Source organism: Pseudundibacterium arcticum (assembly GCF_042646465.1).
Classification (GTDB): domain Bacteria; phylum Pseudomonadota; class Gammaproteobacteria; order Burkholderiales; family Burkholderiaceae_D; genus Undibacterium_A; species Undibacterium_A arcticum.
On record NZ_JBHRTP010000051.1, the window covers coordinates 12,779 to 32,455 of the forward strand.

The 19,677-nt window shown below is 61.2% G+C and carries 21 protein-coding genes; 19 read left to right on the forward strand and 2 right to left on the reverse strand.

Annotation, left to right across the window (positions count from 1 at the left end; translation table 11 throughout):
* Window positions 1-327 precede the first annotated feature (327 nt).
* From ACFOFO_RS15675 to ACFOFO_RS15690, 4 genes are all read left to right on the forward strand, one after another.
* The gene (locus tag ACFOFO_RS15675) at window positions 328-1,395 is read left to right on the forward strand and encodes a DUF1688 family protein (protein ID WP_390323948.1); all 1,068 of its coding nucleotides are present in this window, start codon (window positions 328-330) and stop codon (window positions 1,393-1,395) included.
* 23 nt (window positions 1,396-1,418) lie between these two features.
* On the forward strand, window positions 1,419-2,051 hold the full coding sequence (upp, locus tag ACFOFO_RS15680; protein ID WP_390323950.1) for a uracil phosphoribosyltransferase: 633 nt from the start codon (window positions 1,419-1,421) through the stop codon (window positions 2,049-2,051).
* A gap of 9 nt (window positions 2,052-2,060) precedes the next feature.
* On the forward strand, window positions 2,061-2,705 hold the full coding sequence (locus ACFOFO_RS15685; RefSeq protein WP_390323952.1) for a TetR/AcrR family transcriptional regulator: 645 nt from the start codon (window positions 2,061-2,063) through the stop codon (window positions 2,703-2,705).
* A gap of 78 nt (window positions 2,706-2,783) precedes the next feature.
* A complete protein-coding gene (locus tag ACFOFO_RS15690; RefSeq protein ID WP_390323954.1) occupies window positions 2,784-4,067 on the forward strand; it encodes an amidohydrolase family protein in 1,284 nt (427 codons plus the stop codon).
* Window positions 4,068-4,357: 290 nt separating this feature from the next.
* Here ACFOFO_RS15690 and ACFOFO_RS15695 read toward each other — a convergent pair whose 3' ends face one another.
* Together ACFOFO_RS15695 and ACFOFO_RS15700 are read right to left on the reverse strand one after the other, a co-directional pair.
* On the reverse strand, window positions 4,358-4,657 hold the full coding sequence (locus ACFOFO_RS15695; RefSeq protein WP_390323955.1) for a hypothetical protein: 300 nt from the start codon (window positions 4,655-4,657) through the stop codon (window positions 4,358-4,360).
* 113 nt (window positions 4,658-4,770) lie between these two features.
* Window positions 4,771-5,049 carry a hypothetical protein gene (locus tag ACFOFO_RS15700; RefSeq protein WP_390323956.1) on the reverse strand — a complete coding sequence of 93 codons (279 nt, stop codon included), beginning with the start codon at window positions 5,047-5,049 and terminating at the stop codon, window positions 4,771-4,773.
* A 555-nt stretch (window positions 5,050-5,604) separates the two neighbouring features.
* Here ACFOFO_RS15700 and ACFOFO_RS15705 point away from each other — a divergent pair.
* The 15 genes from ACFOFO_RS15705 to ACFOFO_RS15775 all read left to right on the forward strand — a co-directional run bounded on the left by ACFOFO_RS15705 (window position 5,605) and on the right by ACFOFO_RS15775 (window position 19,649).
* A complete protein-coding gene (locus tag ACFOFO_RS15705; protein ID WP_390323958.1) occupies window positions 5,605-6,393 on the forward strand; it encodes an ABC transporter ATP-binding protein in 789 nt (262 codons plus the stop codon).
* A 78-nt stretch (window positions 6,394-6,471) separates the two neighbouring features.
* Window positions 6,472-7,455, forward strand: coding sequence for an ABC transporter substrate-binding protein (locus tag ACFOFO_RS15710; RefSeq protein ID WP_390328029.1), 984 nt, complete (start codon window positions 6,472-6,474; stop codon window positions 7,453-7,455).
* Window positions 7,456-7,487: 32 nt separating this feature from the next.
* Window positions 7,488-8,294, forward strand: a complete 807-nt coding sequence (locus ACFOFO_RS15715) for an ABC transporter permease (RefSeq protein ID WP_390323959.1) — start codon at window positions 7,488-7,490, stop codon at window positions 8,292-8,294.
* Window positions 8,295-8,306: 12 nt separating this feature from the next.
* A complete protein-coding gene (locus tag ACFOFO_RS15720) occupies window positions 8,307-9,071 on the forward strand; it encodes an SDR family oxidoreductase (RefSeq protein ID WP_390323962.1) in 765 nt (254 codons plus the stop codon).
* A 20-nt stretch (window positions 9,072-9,091) separates the two neighbouring features.
* On the forward strand, window positions 9,092-9,631 hold the full coding sequence (locus ACFOFO_RS15725) for a cupin domain-containing protein (protein WP_390331973.1): 540 nt from the start codon (window positions 9,092-9,094) through the stop codon (window positions 9,629-9,631).
* Window positions 9,632-9,683: 52 nt separating this feature from the next.
* On the forward strand, window positions 9,684-10,487 hold the full coding sequence (locus ACFOFO_RS15730; protein ID WP_390323964.1) for an alpha/beta fold hydrolase: 804 nt from the start codon (window positions 9,684-9,686) through the stop codon (window positions 10,485-10,487).
* A gap of 27 nt (window positions 10,488-10,514) precedes the next feature.
* The gene (locus ACFOFO_RS15735) at window positions 10,515-11,348 is read left to right on the forward strand and encodes an IclR family transcriptional regulator (protein ID WP_390323965.1); all 834 of its coding nucleotides are present in this window, start codon (window positions 10,515-10,517) and stop codon (window positions 11,346-11,348) included.
* A 5-nt stretch (window positions 11,349-11,353) separates the two neighbouring features.
* On the forward strand, window positions 11,354-12,157 hold the full coding sequence (locus tag ACFOFO_RS15740) for an SDR family oxidoreductase (protein ID WP_390323966.1): 804 nt from the start codon (window positions 11,354-11,356) through the stop codon (window positions 12,155-12,157).
* Entirely contained in the window at window positions 12,150-13,826 is a 1,677-nt protein-coding gene (locus tag ACFOFO_RS15745) for a thiamine pyrophosphate-binding protein (protein ID WP_390323967.1), read from the forward strand. Before ACFOFO_RS15740 ends, ACFOFO_RS15745 begins: the two co-directional genes overlap by 8 nt.
* A 12-nt stretch (window positions 13,827-13,838) precedes the next feature.
* Complete coding sequence (locus tag ACFOFO_RS15750) at window positions 13,839-14,645, forward strand: aspartate dehydrogenase (RefSeq protein ID WP_390323969.1); 807 nt, start codon at window positions 13,839-13,841, stop codon at window positions 14,643-14,645.
* A 27-nt stretch (window positions 14,646-14,672) separates the two neighbouring features.
* Window positions 14,673-16,160, forward strand: coding sequence for an aldehyde dehydrogenase (locus ACFOFO_RS15755; protein WP_390323971.1), 1,488 nt, complete (start codon window positions 14,673-14,675; stop codon window positions 16,158-16,160).
* Window positions 16,160-17,125 (forward strand): VOC family protein, encoded by a 966-nt coding sequence (locus ACFOFO_RS15760; protein WP_390331974.1) that lies wholly within the window; start codon window positions 16,160-16,162, stop codon window positions 17,123-17,125. The genes ACFOFO_RS15755 and ACFOFO_RS15760 overlap by 1 nt, the downstream gene beginning before the upstream one ends.
* A gap of 34 nt (window positions 17,126-17,159) precedes the next feature.
* Window positions 17,160-18,320 carry an FAD-dependent monooxygenase gene (locus ACFOFO_RS15765; RefSeq protein WP_390323974.1) on the forward strand — a complete coding sequence of 387 codons (1,161 nt, stop codon included), beginning with the start codon at window positions 17,160-17,162 and terminating at the stop codon, window positions 18,318-18,320.
* A gap of 57 nt (window positions 18,321-18,377) precedes the next feature.
* Window positions 18,378-18,605 carry a recombinase-like helix-turn-helix domain-containing protein gene (locus ACFOFO_RS15770; RefSeq protein WP_390331976.1) on the forward strand — a complete coding sequence of 76 codons (228 nt, stop codon included), beginning with the start codon at window positions 18,378-18,380 and terminating at the stop codon, window positions 18,603-18,605.
* Between the two features lie 18 nt (window positions 18,606-18,623).
* The gene (locus ACFOFO_RS15775) at window positions 18,624-19,649 is read left to right on the forward strand and encodes a Rieske 2Fe-2S domain-containing protein (protein ID WP_390323976.1); all 1,026 of its coding nucleotides are present in this window, start codon (window positions 18,624-18,626) and stop codon (window positions 19,647-19,649) included.
* Window positions 19,650-19,677: the final 28 nt, after the last annotated feature.

A 19,677-nucleotide genomic window follows, 5' to 3' on the forward strand; every position in this document is an offset into this window, starting at 1 on the left:
GCTTAGACCTTGAATTCTTCTGTATACCGCTTTGCACTCATGACACCTCCATTTAACCTAATTTTTAGGCCTGGAAGCGTCTGCCAAACCAAGGGCGATTCACTGATATAAATTCGGCAGAAAGTCGACGCCGCCGCATCGCCTGTTTTTATCGATTTTCTTTCGACCGCAATAAGATCACCTTCCTACGTGCCATTAGGCATCGGATTTCTTGCTATCGCTTGTTAGCTGCGGAAAATTATTGCCAAATAAACAATGCCATATCGTCTATATGCAATCGTGTACCCGTTTAGCCTCTTCCTATTGATGTGACGCAAGAAATTACTGATGAGTAACCGCAGACTCTATGTCGATGTCGGACTAATTTGGGGAGCAAGTCAGACCGGCCAATTCCGCGCGGCGGCATTCCGGATATTAGCAATGTCGGCGCGGAAGACGTTGTGGCTGTCCGGCGGGTTTGACGACGTCGTTTATGCGATCAATACGACGAACGGTTCCGTCAAATTGGATGCGGGCGCCGGTCCGGACTGGCGCTACCTCGACCAGTCCAACCAGATCCAGCTGACCCGCTCGGAAGGCCTGGGTGTGGCCAGCCTCGCGCTGTTTGCCGGCGGCACACTGTCGGCCGAGCGCAACCAGCCCTTGCGCACCGATGCGTCGGCGCTGGTCGCGCTGTCTGAGCAAACCGTGGCTACTGCCTTCCAGGTGAGCGACAGCAATCCGTTGGTGGGACTCGCGGGCCGGGTCCAGATGCTGCGCCGTCTCGGCGAAGTGGCCGCGGCCACGCCCACCGTATTCGGCCCGACGCGGCGCCTGGGCAATCTGTTCGATTACCTGGCCGACCATGCGCACGGCAAGGAGATCGAAGCGTCATTCATCCTCGAGACCCTGCTGCGCGCGCTGGGTCCGGTTTGGCCCGGCCGCATCCTGTTGGACGGCGTGTCGCTCGGCGATTGCTGGCGCCATCCGGACGTGGAGGGCGGGCTGCTGCCTTTCCACAAGCTCATGCAATGGCTGACTTACTCGCTGCTGGAGCCGCTGGAAGAAGCGGGCTTTTGCGTCACCGGCCTCGACCAGTTGACCGGCCTGCCGGAATACCGCAACGGCGGCTTGCTGCTCGACCTCGGGCTGGTGCTGCCGCGCGATCCGGCTTTTTGCAGCACCAGCCTGACGGTAGACCAGCCGGCGGTGGTCGAATGGCGCGCGCTGACCGTGATCGCACTCGATCGCGTGGCCGACGCAGTGCGCGCGCAGCTGGGTGTGAGCGCCGAGGCGTTTCCGCTGGCGCGCGTGCTGGAGGGCGGCACTTGGGCCGCCGGACGCCGGATTGCAGCAGAACGCCGACCAGGCGGTATGCCGCCGGTCAGCATCGTCAGCGATGGCACCGTATTTTGAGCAACGATAACCCGGGAGATGCGATGACAAGAAACCTGAACCTGATCAGCCATCCGCTGATCCAGCACAAGCTGACTTATATGCGCAGCGAGGAGACGACGACTGATAACTTCCGCCGCTTGCTGCGCGAGATCAGTCAGATGCTCGCATATGAGGTCACGCGCGACCTGCCGACCGAGCTGGTCACGATCAAGACGCCGTTGGCGACGACAAAGTCGCCGGCCATCAGCGGCAAGAAGCTGTGCCTGGTGTCGATCCTGCGCGCCGGCAACGGCATGCTGGATGGCATGCTGGACGTTCTGCCGGCCGCGCGTGTCGGCCATATTGGTCTGTATCGCGATCCGGAAACGCTGGAGCCGGTCGAATATTATTTCAAGGTGCCCGAGGATATCAGCGAGCGCCTGGTGATCGTGGTCGACCCGATGTTGGCGACCGGCAACTCAGCGATCGCCGCGCTCAACCGCTTGAAGGAAACCGGTGCCGGCGCCATCAAATACGTGTGCCTGCTGGCGGCGCCCGAAGGCCTCGCCGCCTTGCGGGCGGCGCATCCGGATGTATCGATCACCACGACGGCGATCGACGACTACCTGAACGATCATGGCTATATCATCCCCGGCCTCGGTGATGCCGGCGACCGCATGTTCGGTACCAAGTAAGTCTGCGCGATGCAGCAGCAAGGCAAAGGACGAATTCGCCTCAGCAATGAAGCCGACATACTGCACGCGGCAGAATATGTGTTCGCCCGCGCCGGCTTTGCTGGCGCGACCGTGGGCGAGATCGCGCAGCGCGCGCAGATGCCTAAATCCAACCTGCATTACTACTTTCGGACCAAGAAGGATATCTATCGCGCGGTGCTGGCCAATACGCTGTCGCTCTGGCTGGCCGAGACCGACAGCATCCGCGAGGACAATGACCCCAAGCGCGCACTATCGGATTACATCCGCGCCAAGATGAAGCTGTCCGCATCCCATCCCGATGCATCACGGGTGTTTGCTAACGAAATCCTGCATGGCGCGGCCGAGATCGGCGATTATCTGCGCGCTGACCTGCGCGCGCTGGTCGATGTCAAAGCCCGCGTGATTGAACGCTGGATCGCCGACGGCAGAATGGCGCCGGTCGATCCGCACCACCTCTTTTTCACGATCTGGGCTGCAACCCAGACCTATGCGGATTTCGAGCCGCAGGTGTGCGCGGTACTGGGCGTGAAGCGGTTGGGGGCCCGGCAAATCGAGTCCGCGACTGCGCACCTGACCAAGCTGCTGCTGCGAGGTTGCGGGCTGGACACTGAATCTACAGTGGATATTGCTTGATGAACCTGTGTTTTCGTGGCACTTGTTTGCGGCACTCTTTTAGTACAAATTGACGGCAGCATTTCGTGGAGTTGTCTGATGCTTGATCTAATCATTCGCAACTGTACGCTGGCGGACGGCCGCAGCGGCATCGATATTGGCGTCGAAGATGGCCGCATCGTCGCGGTGCAGCCGGCGCTGGCAGCCCAGGCGGGCGAGACAATCGATGCGGCTGGCCAACTGGTGTCCGCGCCTTTCGTCGATGCTCACTTCCACATGGACTCGACGCTGTCCTATGGCCTGCCGCGCGTGAACCGGTCCGGCACCCTGCTGGAAGGCATCGCGCTGTGGGGCGAGCTCAAGCCGCTGCTGAGACAAGAAGCGCTGGTCGAGCGTGCGCTCGCGTATTGCGACTGGGCGGTGGCGAAGGGTTTGTTGGCGATCCGCTCGCACGTGGATGTCTGCGATCCGCGTCTGCTGGCCGTCGATGCACTGCTACACGTGCGCGAAAAGGTGAAACCCTATCTCGACCTGCAGCTGGTCGCCTTTCCGCAAGATGGTGTGCTGCGCGCACCAGGTGCGCTGGACAACCTGACACGCGCACTCGACAAAGGCATCGACGTGGTCGGCGGCATCCCGCACTTCGAACGCACGATGGCCGATGGCGCCGAATCGGTTCGCATATTGTGCGAGCTGGCGGCCGGGCGCGGGCTGCGCGTGGACATGCACTGCGACGAGTCGGACGATCCGCTGTCGCGCCATATCGAGACACTGGCTTACCATACGCAGCGCCTCGGCCTGCAAGGCCGGGTGGCCGGATCACACCTGACCTCGATGCATTCGATGGACAACTACTATGTGTCCAAGCTGATCCCCCTGATCCGCGAAGCCGGCGTCGCCGCGATTGCCAATCCGCTCATCAACATCACGCTGCAGGGCCGGCATGACACGTATCCGAAGCGGCGTGGCATGACCCGTGTGCCCGAACTGGTGGCAGCCGGCGTCGCAGTCGCCTTTGGTCATGATTGCGTGATGGACCCGTGGTATCCGATGGGCAGCGGCGACATGCTGGAGGTCGCGCACATGGGGCTGCATGTGGCGCAGATGACCGGCCAGGACGCGATGCGCGCCTGCTTCGATGCGGTCACCACGGCGCCAGCGGGCATCCTGGGGCTGGACGGCTACGGTATCGCCGTCGGCTGCAAGGCCGACCTGGTGTTGTTGCAGGCGCGCGATACGGTCGAGGCGATCCGCCTGCGTGCGACCCGGTTAGCAGTGATCCGCGGCGGCCAAGTGATTGCGCGCACGCCGGCGGCAACGGCGACGCTGAGCCTGGTCGGCCGCCCGTCCGAGGTGAGCTGGATGGAACGCCGTCAGCCATAGAGGGCACTGCTCTGTGTATGGCTCGTGTCAGTACATTTGTAATCGGAGTAACCGTTAAACGCAGCGCGCAAGAACTGTCGTCAGCGTGTGCACCGAACTCGGAGCACTGATCCCAGGTCTTGAGCAGTTCAGCCGCAAGCCGGTAACCCGTCTCGTCTTTCCTGCTGTGGAGATGGCTGAACCGACAGAAGTGTAAAAGCCAGGCCGGCGGCCGTCCAGATGATTCATAGGTCAAGCGCCGGCCAACTGAAAACTGTCAGCCTGCATTTCGAGAGGGGACTTGCCCTGGTTTAGCCAGCACCAAGGAGGTCGCGCGCGTTAAGGATGGCATAGACAATGTCCGGATTCTTCTCGAGACACCTGCGAATGGCTGCGGGAATGGATTGTCGCGTCTTCCTGCAAAGCCCGGGGCGTTCTATAAGCTGGATGCTAAAGCCACGCACCGTGCGTACTTCGCGAATACTTGGAGTGATCTGAAGGACAATGCCCAGCTGTGATTGCATGCGTTCTTCGATGTGCCTCAAGTCAGCATAGCTGGAAATATTGTCAATCCGCGCGATGAGTTTTTTCTCTTCCTCCAATGTCAACATCAGTATGCGACTATCGCCGTAAGGGTCATTCAATAGGCTGCCCCGATCACATGTGCAGGCACCGGGTGGGCACTCCTTGCGAATCGGAACGGGGATCGATTGGAACATATGGATCACACTGCAGAGAAGTTGTCGTAACGCGAGGAAAAGCTTACATCAATCCCCGCAAAATCCAGGGCAATCGCATGAAGGCCTTTATACCAGAGGCCCAGAAGCGGGCCGAGGTAAGAAACGTCCCATCCGGCCTTCAGGTGCTTGGCGATATCGTAATGCATTGGGCTTCTGTGCGGTAGCGCGGTCGTAGCTATTCGGAACGCCATCATGATCACGATCGCCATGAACGCCACATTGGGAGCGCCATCGTGAGCCGGGTGGGTGTCGCACTTGGTCATGCATAAGTATGTCCACAGCAAATGCGCATAAGCCCACTGTAGGCGCTCGCGCCGAGCCGAGCGGCCACTACTGCACCGGGATGTCACCGCTGACCTGCTTGACCGCTTCCGACCTTGAATTCTTCTATCTTCTGCCTTCTGTATACCGGTTTGCACTCATGACACCTCCATTTAACCTAATTCTTAGGCCTGGAAGCGTCGGGCGACTCATGCATGGACGTTGCTATGTTTCGATGATTGATTAGAGCGTGATATTGCGCTGGAGCCATGTTCAACCGGCGCGAACACTTGGATCCAGCGCCTGCCTCCAAACCGCATCTTGTTCCATATATAAAACAACGATTTTTATTTAAAACAAACCGCTGGCATTTTCCGGAATATCTGTTATATTTCAATCGCATAACCGCTCATATATGAATCAGTGTTTCGTATGTGAAACAAACAATGCTTCTTTGTGGCGATAAGAAGTGGCTGGCCAGGTAGTTTGAATCACCGCTCACAGCAGGCATCCCCGCTTTAGCTTTCGAGCATCAACATTAACGAGTCAGAGACATCATGATCGAAATCGAATTCCGTAAAGTTGGCAAGAGCTTCCTCGACCGGCAGACATCTGAACCACGTGCCGCGGTAACCAATGTCAATATTTCCATCCGCAGCGGAGAGGTGGTCTCGATTATCGGACCATCCGGCTGCGGCAAAAGCACCTTGCTCAACATGGGCGCCGGTCTGTATTTGCCGAGCGCGGGCGAAGTCTATGTGAGTGGCGAGCTCGTCACCAAGCCAGTGCGCAAAGTCGCGTTCATGCTGCAGAAAGACTTGCTGATGCCATGGCGTACCATCCGCGCCAATGTCTCATTGGGCCTTGAAATCGATGGCGTCGCACCGCGCGAACGACAACGCGTGGCCGACGAGCTGCTGGCCAAGTGTCACTTGAAAGGCTTTGAAGAGCATTACCCGTACCAGCTGTCCGGCGGCATGCGGCAGCGCGCGGCGCTGGCGCGCACCTTGGCGGTGGACCCGCAGGTATTGCTGCTGGATGAACCATTCTCCGCACTCGATGCACAGACCAAGATGGTGTTGCAGCAAGACCTGGCGAAGATGCTGTATGAAAAACGCAAGACCGCGCTGTTCATCACCCACGATCTGGTCGAAGCGATCGCCTTGTCCGACCGTCTGCTCGTGATGAGCGAGCGTCCCGGCACCATCATCGAAGAAATCGTGGTCGATCTGCCGTATCGCGACAACCCACTGGAGCGCCGCAAGCTGCCGGAAATCGGGCCCTTGCAGGGGCGCCTGATGGAACTGCTGAAAGTGGGCAAGGAAGAAAGCGCCGAGCTGCATTAAGGCGGCGCAGCCGTCGCATACCCAATCAAAGCGCATCCAAATGCGTATTTAAGAAACTAACCAGGAGTGAACATGAGCATGAATAAACCTCTCGCATCTCTCTGCTGCACGTTGGCACTGGCGGCAGCAGCAGTGGCGCCTCTCGCGCATGCCGCACCGGAGGAAATAACTTACCTGCTGCCGGCGCCGCCGAATACCCCCGCATTTGCGCCTTGGATGATCGCGCAGCAAAAAGGCTATTACGCGGACGAAAACCTGAAGATCAATTTCGTCGCTGCCAAGGGCGGCGTCGATGTGGCAAAACAGATTGGCGCCGGCAATGCTTTGATCGGCGGTGCAATCGGCGACACGCCGATCATCGTGCGTGCCAACGGCGTGCCGGTGAAGGCGATTGCGGTGCTGGGCGCGGGCTCGCTGACCATGGTCGGCGTGCACCAGAATGAAGGCATCAAATCCTTGCAGGATTTGAAGGGCAAGACGGTCACCGTGATGTCGTATACCGACACCACCTATTACGCTTTGCTGGGCAACCTGCGCGGCATCGGCCTGAGCAAGACCGATGTATCGATCCAGGCCGCCGGTCCGTCAGGCGTCTGGCAAGTGTTTGCCGGCGGCAAAGCGTCCGGGTTTGCCGGTGTGCCGGACTGGATTGTCAGCGCCACCGATGCCGGCGCCAAGGTCGACATCATCGAGAGCAATGGCTTTAAGAGCATGGCGCAGGCGATTCTCGCTTCCGACGACACCATTCAACACAAGCCCGAGCTGCTCAAGCGCCTAGTGCGCGCCACCCTGCGCGGCATGGAAGACATCATGAAGGACCCGAAAGCCGCAGCTGCAAGTTATGTCGAGGCCGTGCCTTCGTATAAAGGCAAGGAAGCGAGCATCGAACAAATTTTTAATCTGTATCGCAAGCATGTATATGCGAACCAGAAGCCGCTAGGCCAGATCGATGCGGCGCGCATGGAGAACGTGCAGAAATTTTATGTCAGCGAAGGCATCGTCAGCAAAGCCTCGCCGGTCAAAGATCTGTACACCAATCAATTCGTCGGGACAGATCGATAATGGAAACCGCAACTACAGCAAACAATGTGGTCATGCCAGCACCAGCAAAACGCGGTCCTTCGTTTAATGACAAGGCCAAGACTGTCACCGGCAGCTTGCTGCTGCTGGCGCTGTTCCTGGCGCTGTGGGAATGGGGCCCGGGCTGGCTCGGCATGCCGGAATTTATTCTGCCCCGCTTTAGCAGGGTGGTGCAAGAAGCCGGCGTGATGTGGAGCAACAGCAACCTGCTCGGCCATTTCGGCATTACCGCGTTGGAAGTAGTGGTCGGCTTTCTGCTCGGTTCGCTGCTCGGCTTGGCGGTCGGCGTTGCGCTCGGCCTATCGCCGCGCGCCGAAGCAATGCTGTCGCCTTACATCCTGGCGCTGCAGATTGCGCCGAAAGTCGCCTTCGCGCCATTGTTCGTGATGTGGCTCGGCTACACCATCTATCCGAAGATCATCGTCGCGATCCTGATCGTGTTCTTCCCGGTAATGATCAATGTATTGTCCGCGATCCGCACGGTGGACCCGGACATGGTCAACCTGGTGCGCACCTTGAATGCGAGCCGCTGGCAGATCTTCCATCTGGTCGAATTCCGTTCCGCGATGCCGGCGCTGTTCTCTGGTTTGCGCATTGCCTCGACACTGGCGGTGATCGGCGTCACGGTCGGCGAACTGGTCGGCGGCAACCAGGGCCTCGGCTTCCTGCTGGTCGACGGCGAAGGCCAAGGCAATACCGCGGCGGTGTTTGTCGCGATCTGCGCCTTGACCGTGACTGGCATCGTCACATACGGCGCCGTGGTCTGGGCCGAACGCCGCGTTCTGCACTACCTGCCCAAAGCGACCACTACCACCAAATAAGGAAGCGCCGCCATGCCTGCATTGAACCAACTTTTAGCCGGACGCCGGGTGCTGGTCACCGGCGCCGCGCGCGGCCTCGGTCTGGCCTTTGCCACCGCGATCGCGGAAGCCGGCGCCAGCGTTGCGATGGCTGACATCCTGGAAGAGAACCTGCGCCAAAGCGTGGCCGAGCTGACCCGGCGCGGCCTGCAGGTGCACGGCTATCTGCTCGACCTGGCCGATCCACAATCGATCGACACCTGCGCCCGGAGCGTGGTCGAACAGTTGGGCGGACTGGACGGCCTGGTGAATAACGCAGCGGTCACGAACTCCGGCGGCCGTTCGTCCGAGCAACTCGATATCGCGCTGTGGGACAAGGTGATGACGGTTAATGTGCGTGGCACCTGGCTGATCACCAATGCCTGTCTCCCGGCACTGCGCGCATCCGGCCGCGGCAGCATCGTCAACCTGGCTTCCGACACGCCACTGTGGGGCGCGCCGAACCTGCTGGCGTATGTGGCCAGCAAGAGCGCGCTGATCGGCATGACACGCTCGCTGGCGCGCGAAGTCGGCGCCGATAACATCACCGTGAATGCGGTCGCGCCCGGTCTGACGCGGGTCGAAGCGACTGAATACGTGCCGGAAGAGCGCTATCGCACCTATCAGGACGGGCGCGCGCTGCAGCGCCTCCAGTTGCCCGACGATGTGTCCGGCGCAGTGGTGTTTGCACTGTCCGACCTTTCCCGTTTTATCACTGGACAAGTGCTTGCCGTCAACGGCGGCTTTGTCATGAATTAATTTAATCCAAGGAGCTAACGATGGGCGATGTTTCAGAACAATTGAAAATCCAGCGCAGCTGGGATCAGCCGGCGGGCGCGAGTTTTGAAGACTGGATGAATACTCGCGTGGCCCGTTTTTCGACACGCCAGTATGACTGGAACGCATTGAAGTTCCAGGCCGATTACGATCCGAAATACCGCCGCGCGCAAATGCGTTATATCGGCACTGGCGGCACCGGCGTGGCGACCGACAGCAACACGATTCCGTCGGAACATTTCACCTTCTCCACCATGATCATTCCGGCCGGGCATGAAGGACCGTCGCATCTGCACATCGATGTGGAAGAAGTGTTCTTCGTCTTGCGCGGCAAGATCAAGCTGGTGCTGGAAAAGGACGGCGAGCGCTACGAAACCATTCTGACCGACCGCGATGTGGTGTCGATTCCGCCTGGCGTGTACCGCGAGGAAATAAACATCGGCGAAGAAGATGCGCTGATGTGCGTGATGCTCGGCTCGAACACACCGGTCACGCCGACCTATCCGCCGGATAGCCCGCTGACCAAGATCAAGCGTGGCTGATATGACGACCGCTTGCGCATCCGCGGTCCGCCGTGACGACCTGCAGGACGCCATGTCCCTGTTGGACGAACGCTTCCCCGAGCGTCGCATCGCGGTGGACGGCGGCGTCGTGTCTTACCGTACCTGCGGAACAGGTCCGGCCATCGTGCTGCTGCACGGGATCGGCTCTGGCGCAGCGTCCTGGCTGCCTTGCGCGCTGAGAATGGCGCACGAGGCGCAGGTGATCGCATGGAATGCACCGGGATACGGAAGTTCCTCGCCACTGGCCAATGCGCTGCCGCGCGCTGCGGATTATGCGGCGCGCCTGCACCAGTTGCTGACAACGCTGGACATCAAGCGCTGCGTGTTGGTCGGCCATTCGCTCGGCGCGATCATGGCTTCAGCGTATACCGCGGCGCATGGCGAAAGCGTGTCGAAGCTGGTGTTGCTCAGCCCTGCACAGGGTTACGGTAGCGCCGCCAGGCGCGCGCAGGGACAGCAGGTAGCGCAGGATCGCCTGGCCGCGCTGGAAAACATGGGCGTGAGCGGCATGGCCGAGCATCGTTCCGGTCGCATGCTGTCGCCGCAAGCAAGCGACGCGGCACGCGCCTGGGTGCGCTGGAACATGCAGCAGCTTGACCCCGCCGGATATACGCAAGCGGTGCATATGTTGTGCGGCGACGCAATCCAAAACTATGCTCCGGTAGGTGTTACAGGCGCCGTGTATTGCGGTGGTGCCGATGCGATCACCACGCCGCAAGACAGCCGGGCACTGGCGACGCAATTCGCGCTGCCGTTCGCGTTGATCGATGAAGCCGGCCATGCCTGTTACGTCGAACAGCCCGACGCGGTAGCTGCCGCGATTCGCCAGGATTGATAGTTAACAAATTCAACAGGAAAAATCATGACCAAACCAGAGCTGCCAGAAGAAGATACGCAGGAAAAATACGCCGTTCCAGGACTCGAGCGAGGTCTGCGCCTGCTGTGCGAATTTAATCGCCAGGACAAGACCCTGTCCGCGCCGGAATTGGCAAAGCGCCTGAGCGTGCCGCGTTCGACAGTGTTCCGTTTGCTGACCACGCTCGAGCGCATGGGCTTTGTCGAGCGCTCCGAAGGCGGCCGCGATTACCGTCTCGGCATGGCCGTGCTGCGCCTCGGCTTCGAATATCTGGCCTCGCTTGAGCTGACCGAGATCGGCCGTCCGCTGCTGGAACGCCTGCGCGATGAAATCGGTTATTCCTGCAACCTGGTGGTGCGTGACGGCCGTTACATCGTATACGTCGCCAAGTCCGTCACGCCGACCGCCTTCGTCAGCTCGGTCAACGTCGGCACGCGGCTGCCGGCCCATGCGACGGTACTCGGCCGCGTGTTGCTGCAAGATCTGTCCTTGAACCAGTTACGCGAGCTGTATCCCGAAGATCATCTGGAAGTGTTCTCCGAAAACACGCCGAAGACCGTGCTCGAATTGTTCAACATCGTGCAGCAAGATATGGAGCGCGGTTATGTGCTGCAAGAGGGCTTCTTCGAACGCGGCATATCGACCGTGGCAGCGCCGGTGCGCGACCATACCGGCAAGGTCGTGGCCGCACTCGGCGCGACCATCCCTGCGCCGCACATCGAGGCCAGCCAGCTGGACGGTATCGTGGGCCACGTGCGTGGCAGCGCCAGTGAATTGTCACGTTTGCTCGACCATGCACCGGAACAATCGGGCAAGGTCGTCAACCTGTGGCGGAGGTAATCACCATGCGCATGATCAATCTCGACGGTAAAGTCGCGGTCGTGACTGGCGGCTCTGCCGGCATCGGGCTGGCAACCGTCGAGTTGCTGCTCGAAGCCGGCGCTGCGGTCGCGCTGTGCGGTCGCAATGCGGAGCGTCTCGCGCTGGCCGAAGCGGGTCTGCGCCAGCGCTTTCCCGACAGCCGCATCCTGAGCGCGGTATGCGACGTGCTGGCGCCGCAACAGGTGCGCGATTTCGCTGCCCAGGTCGAGCAGGCGCTCGGCACCGTCTCCATCCTGATCAACAACGCCGGCCAGGGCCGTATCTCGACCTTCGCCGACACCGACGATGCGGCGTGGCTGGAAGAACTGCAGCTCAAATTCTTTTCCGTCATTCATCCGACCCGGGCCTTCCTGCCGCAGCTGCAACGCGCGCCCGATGCCGCGGTCGTCTGTGTGAATTCACTGCTCGCGGTGCAGCCGGAGCCGCACATGGTGGCAACCTCGGCCGCCCGGGCCGGCGTGCACAACCTGGTGCGCGCGCTGGCAACCGAATTCAGCGTCGACCAGATCCGCGTCAACGGGATCCTGATCGGCCTGGTCGAATCCGGTCAATGGCGCCGCCGTTACGAGGCCCGGCCGGACCAGGAGCGCGCGCTGTCGTGGCAGCAATGGACCGCCCAATTGGCGCAGAAAAAACAGATTCAACTCGGCCGTCTCGGCCTCCCAGAGGAAGCGGCACGCGCGATCGTGTTTCTGGCGACGCCGCTTTCTTCTTACACAACAGGCAGCCATATCGATGTTTCAGGAGGACTTTCCCGCCATGCCTAATCAAAACAAAATTACCGTCGGCTGCGCCATTGCAGCTTTTCTAGAACAGTGCAACGTCAAGGCGGCGTTCGGCGTGATCTCGATTCACAACATGCCGATCCTCGACGCCTTGGGCGAGCGCGGCAAGATCCGTTTCGTGCCTGCGCGCGGCGAAGCGGGCGGTACCAACATGGCCGATGCCTATGCGCGCACCACCGGCGGCCTCGGTGTCTGCCTGACCAGTACCGGCACTGCCGCCGGAAATGCCTCCGGCGCCATGGTGGAAGCACTCACCGCCGGCACGCCCTTGCTGCACCTGACCGGCCAGATCGAAACCCCTTACCTCGACCAGAGTCTGTCATATATCCATGAAGCGCCGGATCAGCTGACGATGCTGAAAGCCGTCTCGAAAGCGGCCTTCCGCATCCGCAGCGTGGATACTGCGATCAGCACCATCAAGCTGGCGGTGCAAACCGCGCTGACGCCGCCGATGGGCCCGGTCAGCGTAGAAATCCCGATCGACATCCAGGCTGCACTGATCACCATGCCGGCCGATCTGCGCCCGCTGGCGATCGCGTGCCAGGCCCCGTCCGAGCAAGCGCTCGATGAACTGGCCGAGAAATTGATGAAAGCAAAACGTCCGCTGCTGTGGCTGGGTGGCGGAACGCGCGGTGCCAGTGCACAGGTCAAGCGCCTGATGAACATGGGCTTCGGCGTGGTGACGACGACACAAGGCCGAGGCGTGGTGCCGGAAGATGACGCGCGCTCGCTGGGCGCCTTCAACCTGCATAAGCCGGTGGAAAATTTCTATCAAACTTGCGATGCGATGGTGGTGGTCGGTTCCCGTTTGCGCGGCAACGAAACACTGAAATATGAACTGAAGCTGCCGCGTCCCTTGTTCCGGATCGATGCCGATCCGGCCGCAGAAGGCCGCTGCTACCAGAGCGATGCCTTCCTCTGCGGCGATGCTGCGCTGGCGCTGCAAGGCCTGGCCGATCGCCTGGAAGGAAAAATGAAGGTCGATCCCGCTTTCATTGGCGACTTGCAAAAGGCGCGCGACACTGCGGTCGCCGGCCTGGTCGACGGCCTTGGCCCATACAGCGCGCTGGTATCGCGCCTACAGGAAGCTGCCGGCCGCAGCTTCAACTGGGTCCGTGATGTGACGGTGTCGAACAGCACCTGGGGCAACCGCTTCCTGCGCATTTTCGATCCGCTGGCCGGCGTGCATGCACTGGGCGGCGGCATCGGGCAGGGGCTGGCGATGGCGATCGGCGCCGCAGTGGGCGCCGCCGAGACCGCACCCGGCAAGAAAACGTTCTGTCTGGCCGGCGATGGCGGCTTCATCCTGAACCTGGGCGAGCTGGCAACCGCAGTGCAGGAACGTGCCGACATGGTGATCGTCCTGATGAATGACAAAGGTTATGGCGTGATCAAGAACATCCAGGACGCGCAGTACGGTGGCCGCCGTCATTACGTCGACCTGCATACGCCGGACTACGCGATGTTGTCGCAGTCGCTCCAGCTGCGCCATGCTCGCATCAGCAATCTGGCCGATGTCGGCGCCGGCTTGCGTAGCGCGCTGGCCGAACCCGGCCCGTTTCTGCTTGAAATCGACATGCTGTCGATCGGCAGCTTCAAGACCGCCTTTGCCGGCCCGCCGGTCAAGGTCGACGAACCTGCAACAGCTTAAGGAGAGAAAGATATGTTGCACGTTTCGATGATCGGCTATGGCGCTATCGGCGCCGGTGTTATGGAGTTACTCAAGAGCGATCCGGAGGTCGTGTTCGACGTCGTCATCGTGCCGGAAGCGGCACTCGCCAGCGCGGGCCCGATGGTGCGCGCGCTGGCGCCGCAGGCGCGGGTCGCCGTGCGCCTGGACTATGACGGAGTGCGCCCCGACCTGCTGATTGAATGTGCCGGTCATGGGGCGATTGAAGAACATATCCTGCCGGCGCTGGAACGCGGCATTGCCTGCATGGTGGTGTCAATCGGCGCGCTGTGCGAACCCGGCCTGGCCGAACGTCTGGAACAGGCGGCTCGACGCGGCAAGACGCAGGTGCAATTGCTGTCTGGCGCCATCGGCGCGATCGACGCGTTGTCGGCGGCCAAGATCGGCGGGCTCGATTCGGTGGTCTACACCGGGCGCAAGCCGCCTGGCGCCTGGAAAGACACGCCGGCGGAAGCGCTGTTCGCGCTCGATGCACTGGACGGCGTCACCGTGATCTTTGAAGGCAGCGCGCGCGAAGCCGCACGGCTGTATCCAAAGAATGCCAACGTCGCGGCCACGCTGGCACTGGCCGGACTGGGGCTGGATCATACGCAGGTGCGCCTGCTGGCCGATCCAGCGGTCACGGAAAACGTGCATCACGTGGAAGCCAAAGGCGCATTCGGCGGCTTCGAGCTGACCATGCGGGGCAAGCCGCTGGTGGCCAACCCTAAAACCTCGGCATTGACGGTGTTCAGCGTGGTGCGCGCGCTCAACAACCGCGCACATGCATTGTCGATTTGAGCCAACTTATATTGATCGAAGGCTGACATGAATCTGAACCAAACACTTCCCATCTGTATCGCCGGCCGCTGGCGCCTGGGGCAGGGCGACCGCTACGCCACGCTGTACCCGGCCACGGGTGAGGCAGTGGCTTACCTGAACGCGGCCAGCCTCGACGACGTGGAAGAAGCGATCCAGGGTGCCGATGTGGCCTTTCGCACCAGCGGCTGGGCGCAGCGCAAGCCGCACGAACGAGCCGCCGTGCTGTACCGCGTGGCGCAACTGATCCGCGAACGCGGCGAGGAACTGGCGCAGCTGCAGCGCCTGGACAACGGCAAGCCGATCACGGAAACACGCAACCTGGTCGGCAGCGCCGCCGCCACGTTCCAGTTCTTCGCTGCCGCCTGCGAGACGCTGGAAGAAACCATCACACCTAGCCGCGGCGACAACCTGACCATGAGCGTGTACGAGCCCATGGGTGTGATAGCGGCGATCACGCCGTGGAATTCGCCGATCGCAAGCGAAGCGCAAAAGATGGCGCCGGCACTCGCCGCCGGCAATGCGGTGGTGGTCAAGCCGGCCGAAGTGACGCCGCTGATGGCGCTGGAACTTGCCAGGATTTGCGAAGAAGCAGGTGTGCCCAAGGGCCTGATCAGCGTGTTGCCCGGCAAGGGCTCGGTGATCGGCGACGCCATCACGCTTCATCCGCTGGTGCGCCGCGTGTCATTCACCGGCGGCACCAGCACCGGCAAGCATATTGCGCATATTGCTGCCGACAAGATGATGCCGGTGTCGCTCGAACTGGGTGGCAAGTCGCCGACCATGGTGTTCGAGGATGCTGATCTGGATCACGCGGTGGCCGGCGTGCTGTACGGAATATTCAGCTCGTCCGGCGAATCCTGTATCGCCGGTTCGCGCCTGTTTGTCGGACATGGCATTTACGACACCTTCATGGAACGCCTGGCTGCCGGCGCCGCTGCGTTGCGGGTGGGCGACCCGGCCGACGAGCGCACGCAGGTCGGCCCGCTGATCACGGCGCGTCATCGCGAATCGATTGAATCCTATGTCGCGCTGGGTATTGAGGACGGCGGCCGCCTGCGTACTGGCGGCATGCGCCCGCAAGGCGCGCAATTCGATCGCGGCAATTACTACCTGCCGACCATCATCGAAGACGTGCGCAACGACCAGCGCATCTGCCAGGAAGAGATCTTCGGGCCGGTGCTGGTGGCGATGCCGTTCAGCGACGAAAACGATTTGATCGAACAGGCCAACGACAGCGTATATGCGCTCGCTGCTGGCATCTGGACCCGCGATTACAAGAAGGCCTGGCGATTCGGCCGCGCGGTACAGGCCGGTAATGTCTGGATCAATACCTACAAGCAGTTTTCGATCTCGACCCCGTTTGGCGGCTGGCGCGACAGCGGCCTCGGACGCGAAAAGGGCCGGCTCGGCATCCTGCAATACATGGAACAGAAGAGCCTCTACTGGGGCATGAACGAACAGCCGCTGCCTTGGGCTGGCGAGGAGAATATTTGATGGACGTTTTGGGTATCGACGAAATTACCTATGGCGCGGACGATCTGCCTCTGTGCAAGCGCTTCTTTGCTGACTGGGGTATGAGCCTGGTCGAAGAGAATGAAGGATTGCTGGCGTACGAAACGCAGAACGGCTGCCGCGTGCTGGTCAAACGCAGTGATGATCCCGACCTGCCGCCGGCGATCGAAGCCGGGCCGACGCTGCGCGAAGTGGTGTGGGGCGTGTCAACCGCCGAAGTGCTGCAGCGTTTTGCGGCACGCATCGCCGGGCTGCCCGGTTACGTGAGCGATGGGACGCGCGTCGGCTGTACCGATCCGAACGGTCTGGCTGTGCGTTTCCAGGTCACCAAGAAGCGCGAGATCGAGGTCGAATGTGCTGAGATGAATACCTGGTCGCACCGACCACGCATCAATCAGCGCAGCCCGGCCTACGAACGCGCCGCGCCGATCGAAGTCGGTCATGTGGTGTTCTTTGTCGAGGACGTCAAGGCCTGCGAAGCGTTCTACTGCGAAAACTTCGGCTTCGTGCCGTCCGACCATTACCCGGGTCGCGGCGCCTTCCTGCGTTGCGCGGCCGAAGGCGGCCATCACGACCTGTTCCTGCTGCAAACGCCAGAAGCGCGCGCCGGCCTGAACCATGTGGCGTTCACGGTGCGCGATATCCACGAGGTCTTCGGCGGCGGCATGCACATGGCGCGCCAGGGCTGGGACACGCAGCTCGGACCTGGACGACATCCAATCTCGTCGGCCTACTTCTGGTACTTCCGCAATCCGGCCGGCGGGCTGATCGAGTATTACGCTGATGAAGACCAGCTCGACGCCGACTGGCAGCCGCGCGATTTCGAGCCCGGACCGACCGTCTTTGCCGAATGGGCGATTGAAGGTGGTCTCGATGGCAACACGCGCCGCCAGCGCAATGCGAATGCGCCGGGCGGCAAGTTTTTGACCGACAAACCGAAGTCCTGACCCGCAGCATCCACATACAGCAAAGGTAAACCATATGTCTTCTCTGAAAATCGGCATTGTCGGCGCCGGTATTGGCGGGCTCACTGCAGCGATCGCCTTGCATCGCGCTGGCCATGATGTGGTCGTGTTCGAACAGTCGAAACAATTCCTGCGGGTTGGTGCCGACATAAATCTGACCCCGAATGCGGTGCGCGCACTGGACGGACTGGGCATCGGCGATGCCGTGCGCCACACTGCCGCGCGCCCCACGCACCGTATTAGCCGCACTTGGGACACCGGCGATGAAACCTCGCGGCTTGAGATGGGCGACAGCGCCGAGCAAAAATACGGCGCGCCGCAACTGACCATCCACCGCGCCGATTTGCTGGCCGCACTGGCCGCCGTGTTCCCGGCGGAGCGCGTCTTGTTCGCCAAGCGCGCTGAAGAAGTCAAGCAGGATGCGGATGGCATTACGCTGACGTTCACAGACGGCAGTACCTACCTGGTCGATGCATTGATCGGCGCCGATGGCATCCATTCCGCGGTACGCACCGCGATGTTCGGCAGGGAAAATCCACGCTTCACCGGCGTGGTCGCGTTCCGCGCGGTGATACCGGCCGAACGTGTAGCCCAGGTGCCGAACATTCAGGCGTTCACCAAATGGTGGGGCCCTAATCTGCAAAGTCAGATCGTCACTTTCCCGCTTAACCGCGGCAAGGATATTTTTATCTTCGCCACCACCGCGCAGGAAAGTTGGCATCTGGAATCGTGGACTACGCAGGGCAGCGTGCAGGAATTGCGCGACAGCTACGCCGGTTTCCACCCCGACGCGCGGGCTCTTCTCGATGCCTGCGACGAAGTGTTGAAGACGGCGCTGTACGAACGCGATCCGCTCCCGCATTGGTCGCATGACCGCATGGTGTTGCTGGGCGATGCCTGCCACCCGATGATGCCCTTCATGGCGCAAGGCGCGGGTATGTCGATCGAGGACGCGGTCGTTCTTGCGCGTGAGATCGCAGGGATTACTCAAGTTGCCGATATGGATACCGCATTCCAGCGTTACGAATCGTTGCGCCTGGAGCGCGCCAGCAAGATTCAGATCGGTTCGCGCGGCAACAACTGGTTGCGCGAAGGCGGCAATGCCGACTGGGTGTATGGCTACGATGCATGGACAGTGAAGGCGGAATCGGCCGCGCCTGATGCCCAATGCGATTGAATTGATGACTTGGTACCCGGCGCAAGCGCATCCGCGCACGCCACAGAAACGGAGGGAATGATGCAAGAACTTTATTTGAATTCGCACCAGGCGCGCCGCCGCCTGCCGACCGCCTACGAGGATCTGCTGGGCGATTCGATCGAACGCTCGTTTGCGTCCGGCATTCATGATCTGGCGGCACTGGTCGAACACCTGAACCGCAGCGGGCCGAACTGCCCTGGCAGCGACGTATGGACCGAGCAAAACTATCAGACGGAAATGGCGCGTCTGGCCGCCGAATGCTAATCAAAGAAAGGTCAAGTGATGAGAACTCAAGCAAACGATCCCGTTGATGCCGCACTGTCCATCGGCCTGAAGGATCTGTGGTATCCAATTTGCCCGTCCGAATTTGTCGCTGAACGCCCGGTGTCGCTGCGCCGTCTCGGCCGCAAGTTCGTGTTTTGGCGCGAAGCGTCCGGCGTGCTGCACGCGCTGGAAGACCATTGTCCGCATCGCGGCGCGCCACTCTCGCTCGGCATTGCGCTGGGCGACCGGATCGCCTGCGGCTACCACGGCGTGCAGGTGCGCGCCGACGGCGTGGTGATGAGCGTGCCGGGCAGCCCCGGCTGCAAGCTGGAAGGCGCCAAGGCGACTCGTTCCTTCCACGTGCGAGAAGCGGCCGGCGCAATCTTCCTGTACAACGCCAGCGGCGAGATCGCCGAACCGCCGCCGCTGAACCTGCCGCCCGAACTGACCGGCGACGAGTATTCGAACTTCCTCTGCTACACCGAATGGAACGGCGATTACCGCTACGTGCTTGACAATGTGATGGACCCGATGCACGGCACCTTCCTGCACAAGCAGTCGCATTCGATGGCGGAAGGCGAATCCACGGCGGCATTCCGCGTGCGCGATACCGACACCGGCTTCGTGTTCGAGAAGGAAGGCCAGCGCGGCGTCAACTTCGACTGGACCGAATGGGCCGATACCGGCCTGCATTGGATGCGCCTGGAAATTCCATATCCGAAAACGGGCGGGCCCGGCGGTAATTTCATCATCATCGGCAGCTACACGCCGATCTCGGACAACGTGTCGACCGCATTCCACTGGCGCGTGCGCAAGGTCAGCGGCTGGCAGCGCGACACCTGGCGCTTCCTGTATAAGAACCGCCTCGAGGAACGGCACTGGAAAGTGCTGGAACAGGACCGCGCGATCCTGGAAGCGATGGAGCCGGACGCCAATCAGCACGAAATGCTGTACCAGCACGACATGGGCATCGTCCGTCTGCGCCGTCACCTGCGCAGCCTGGCGAAAGCGCAGCTCGCAGCGGCCGAGGAAAAGGCGGCGTGAACTTCTGCCGTGTTCCGACCTTCGACCT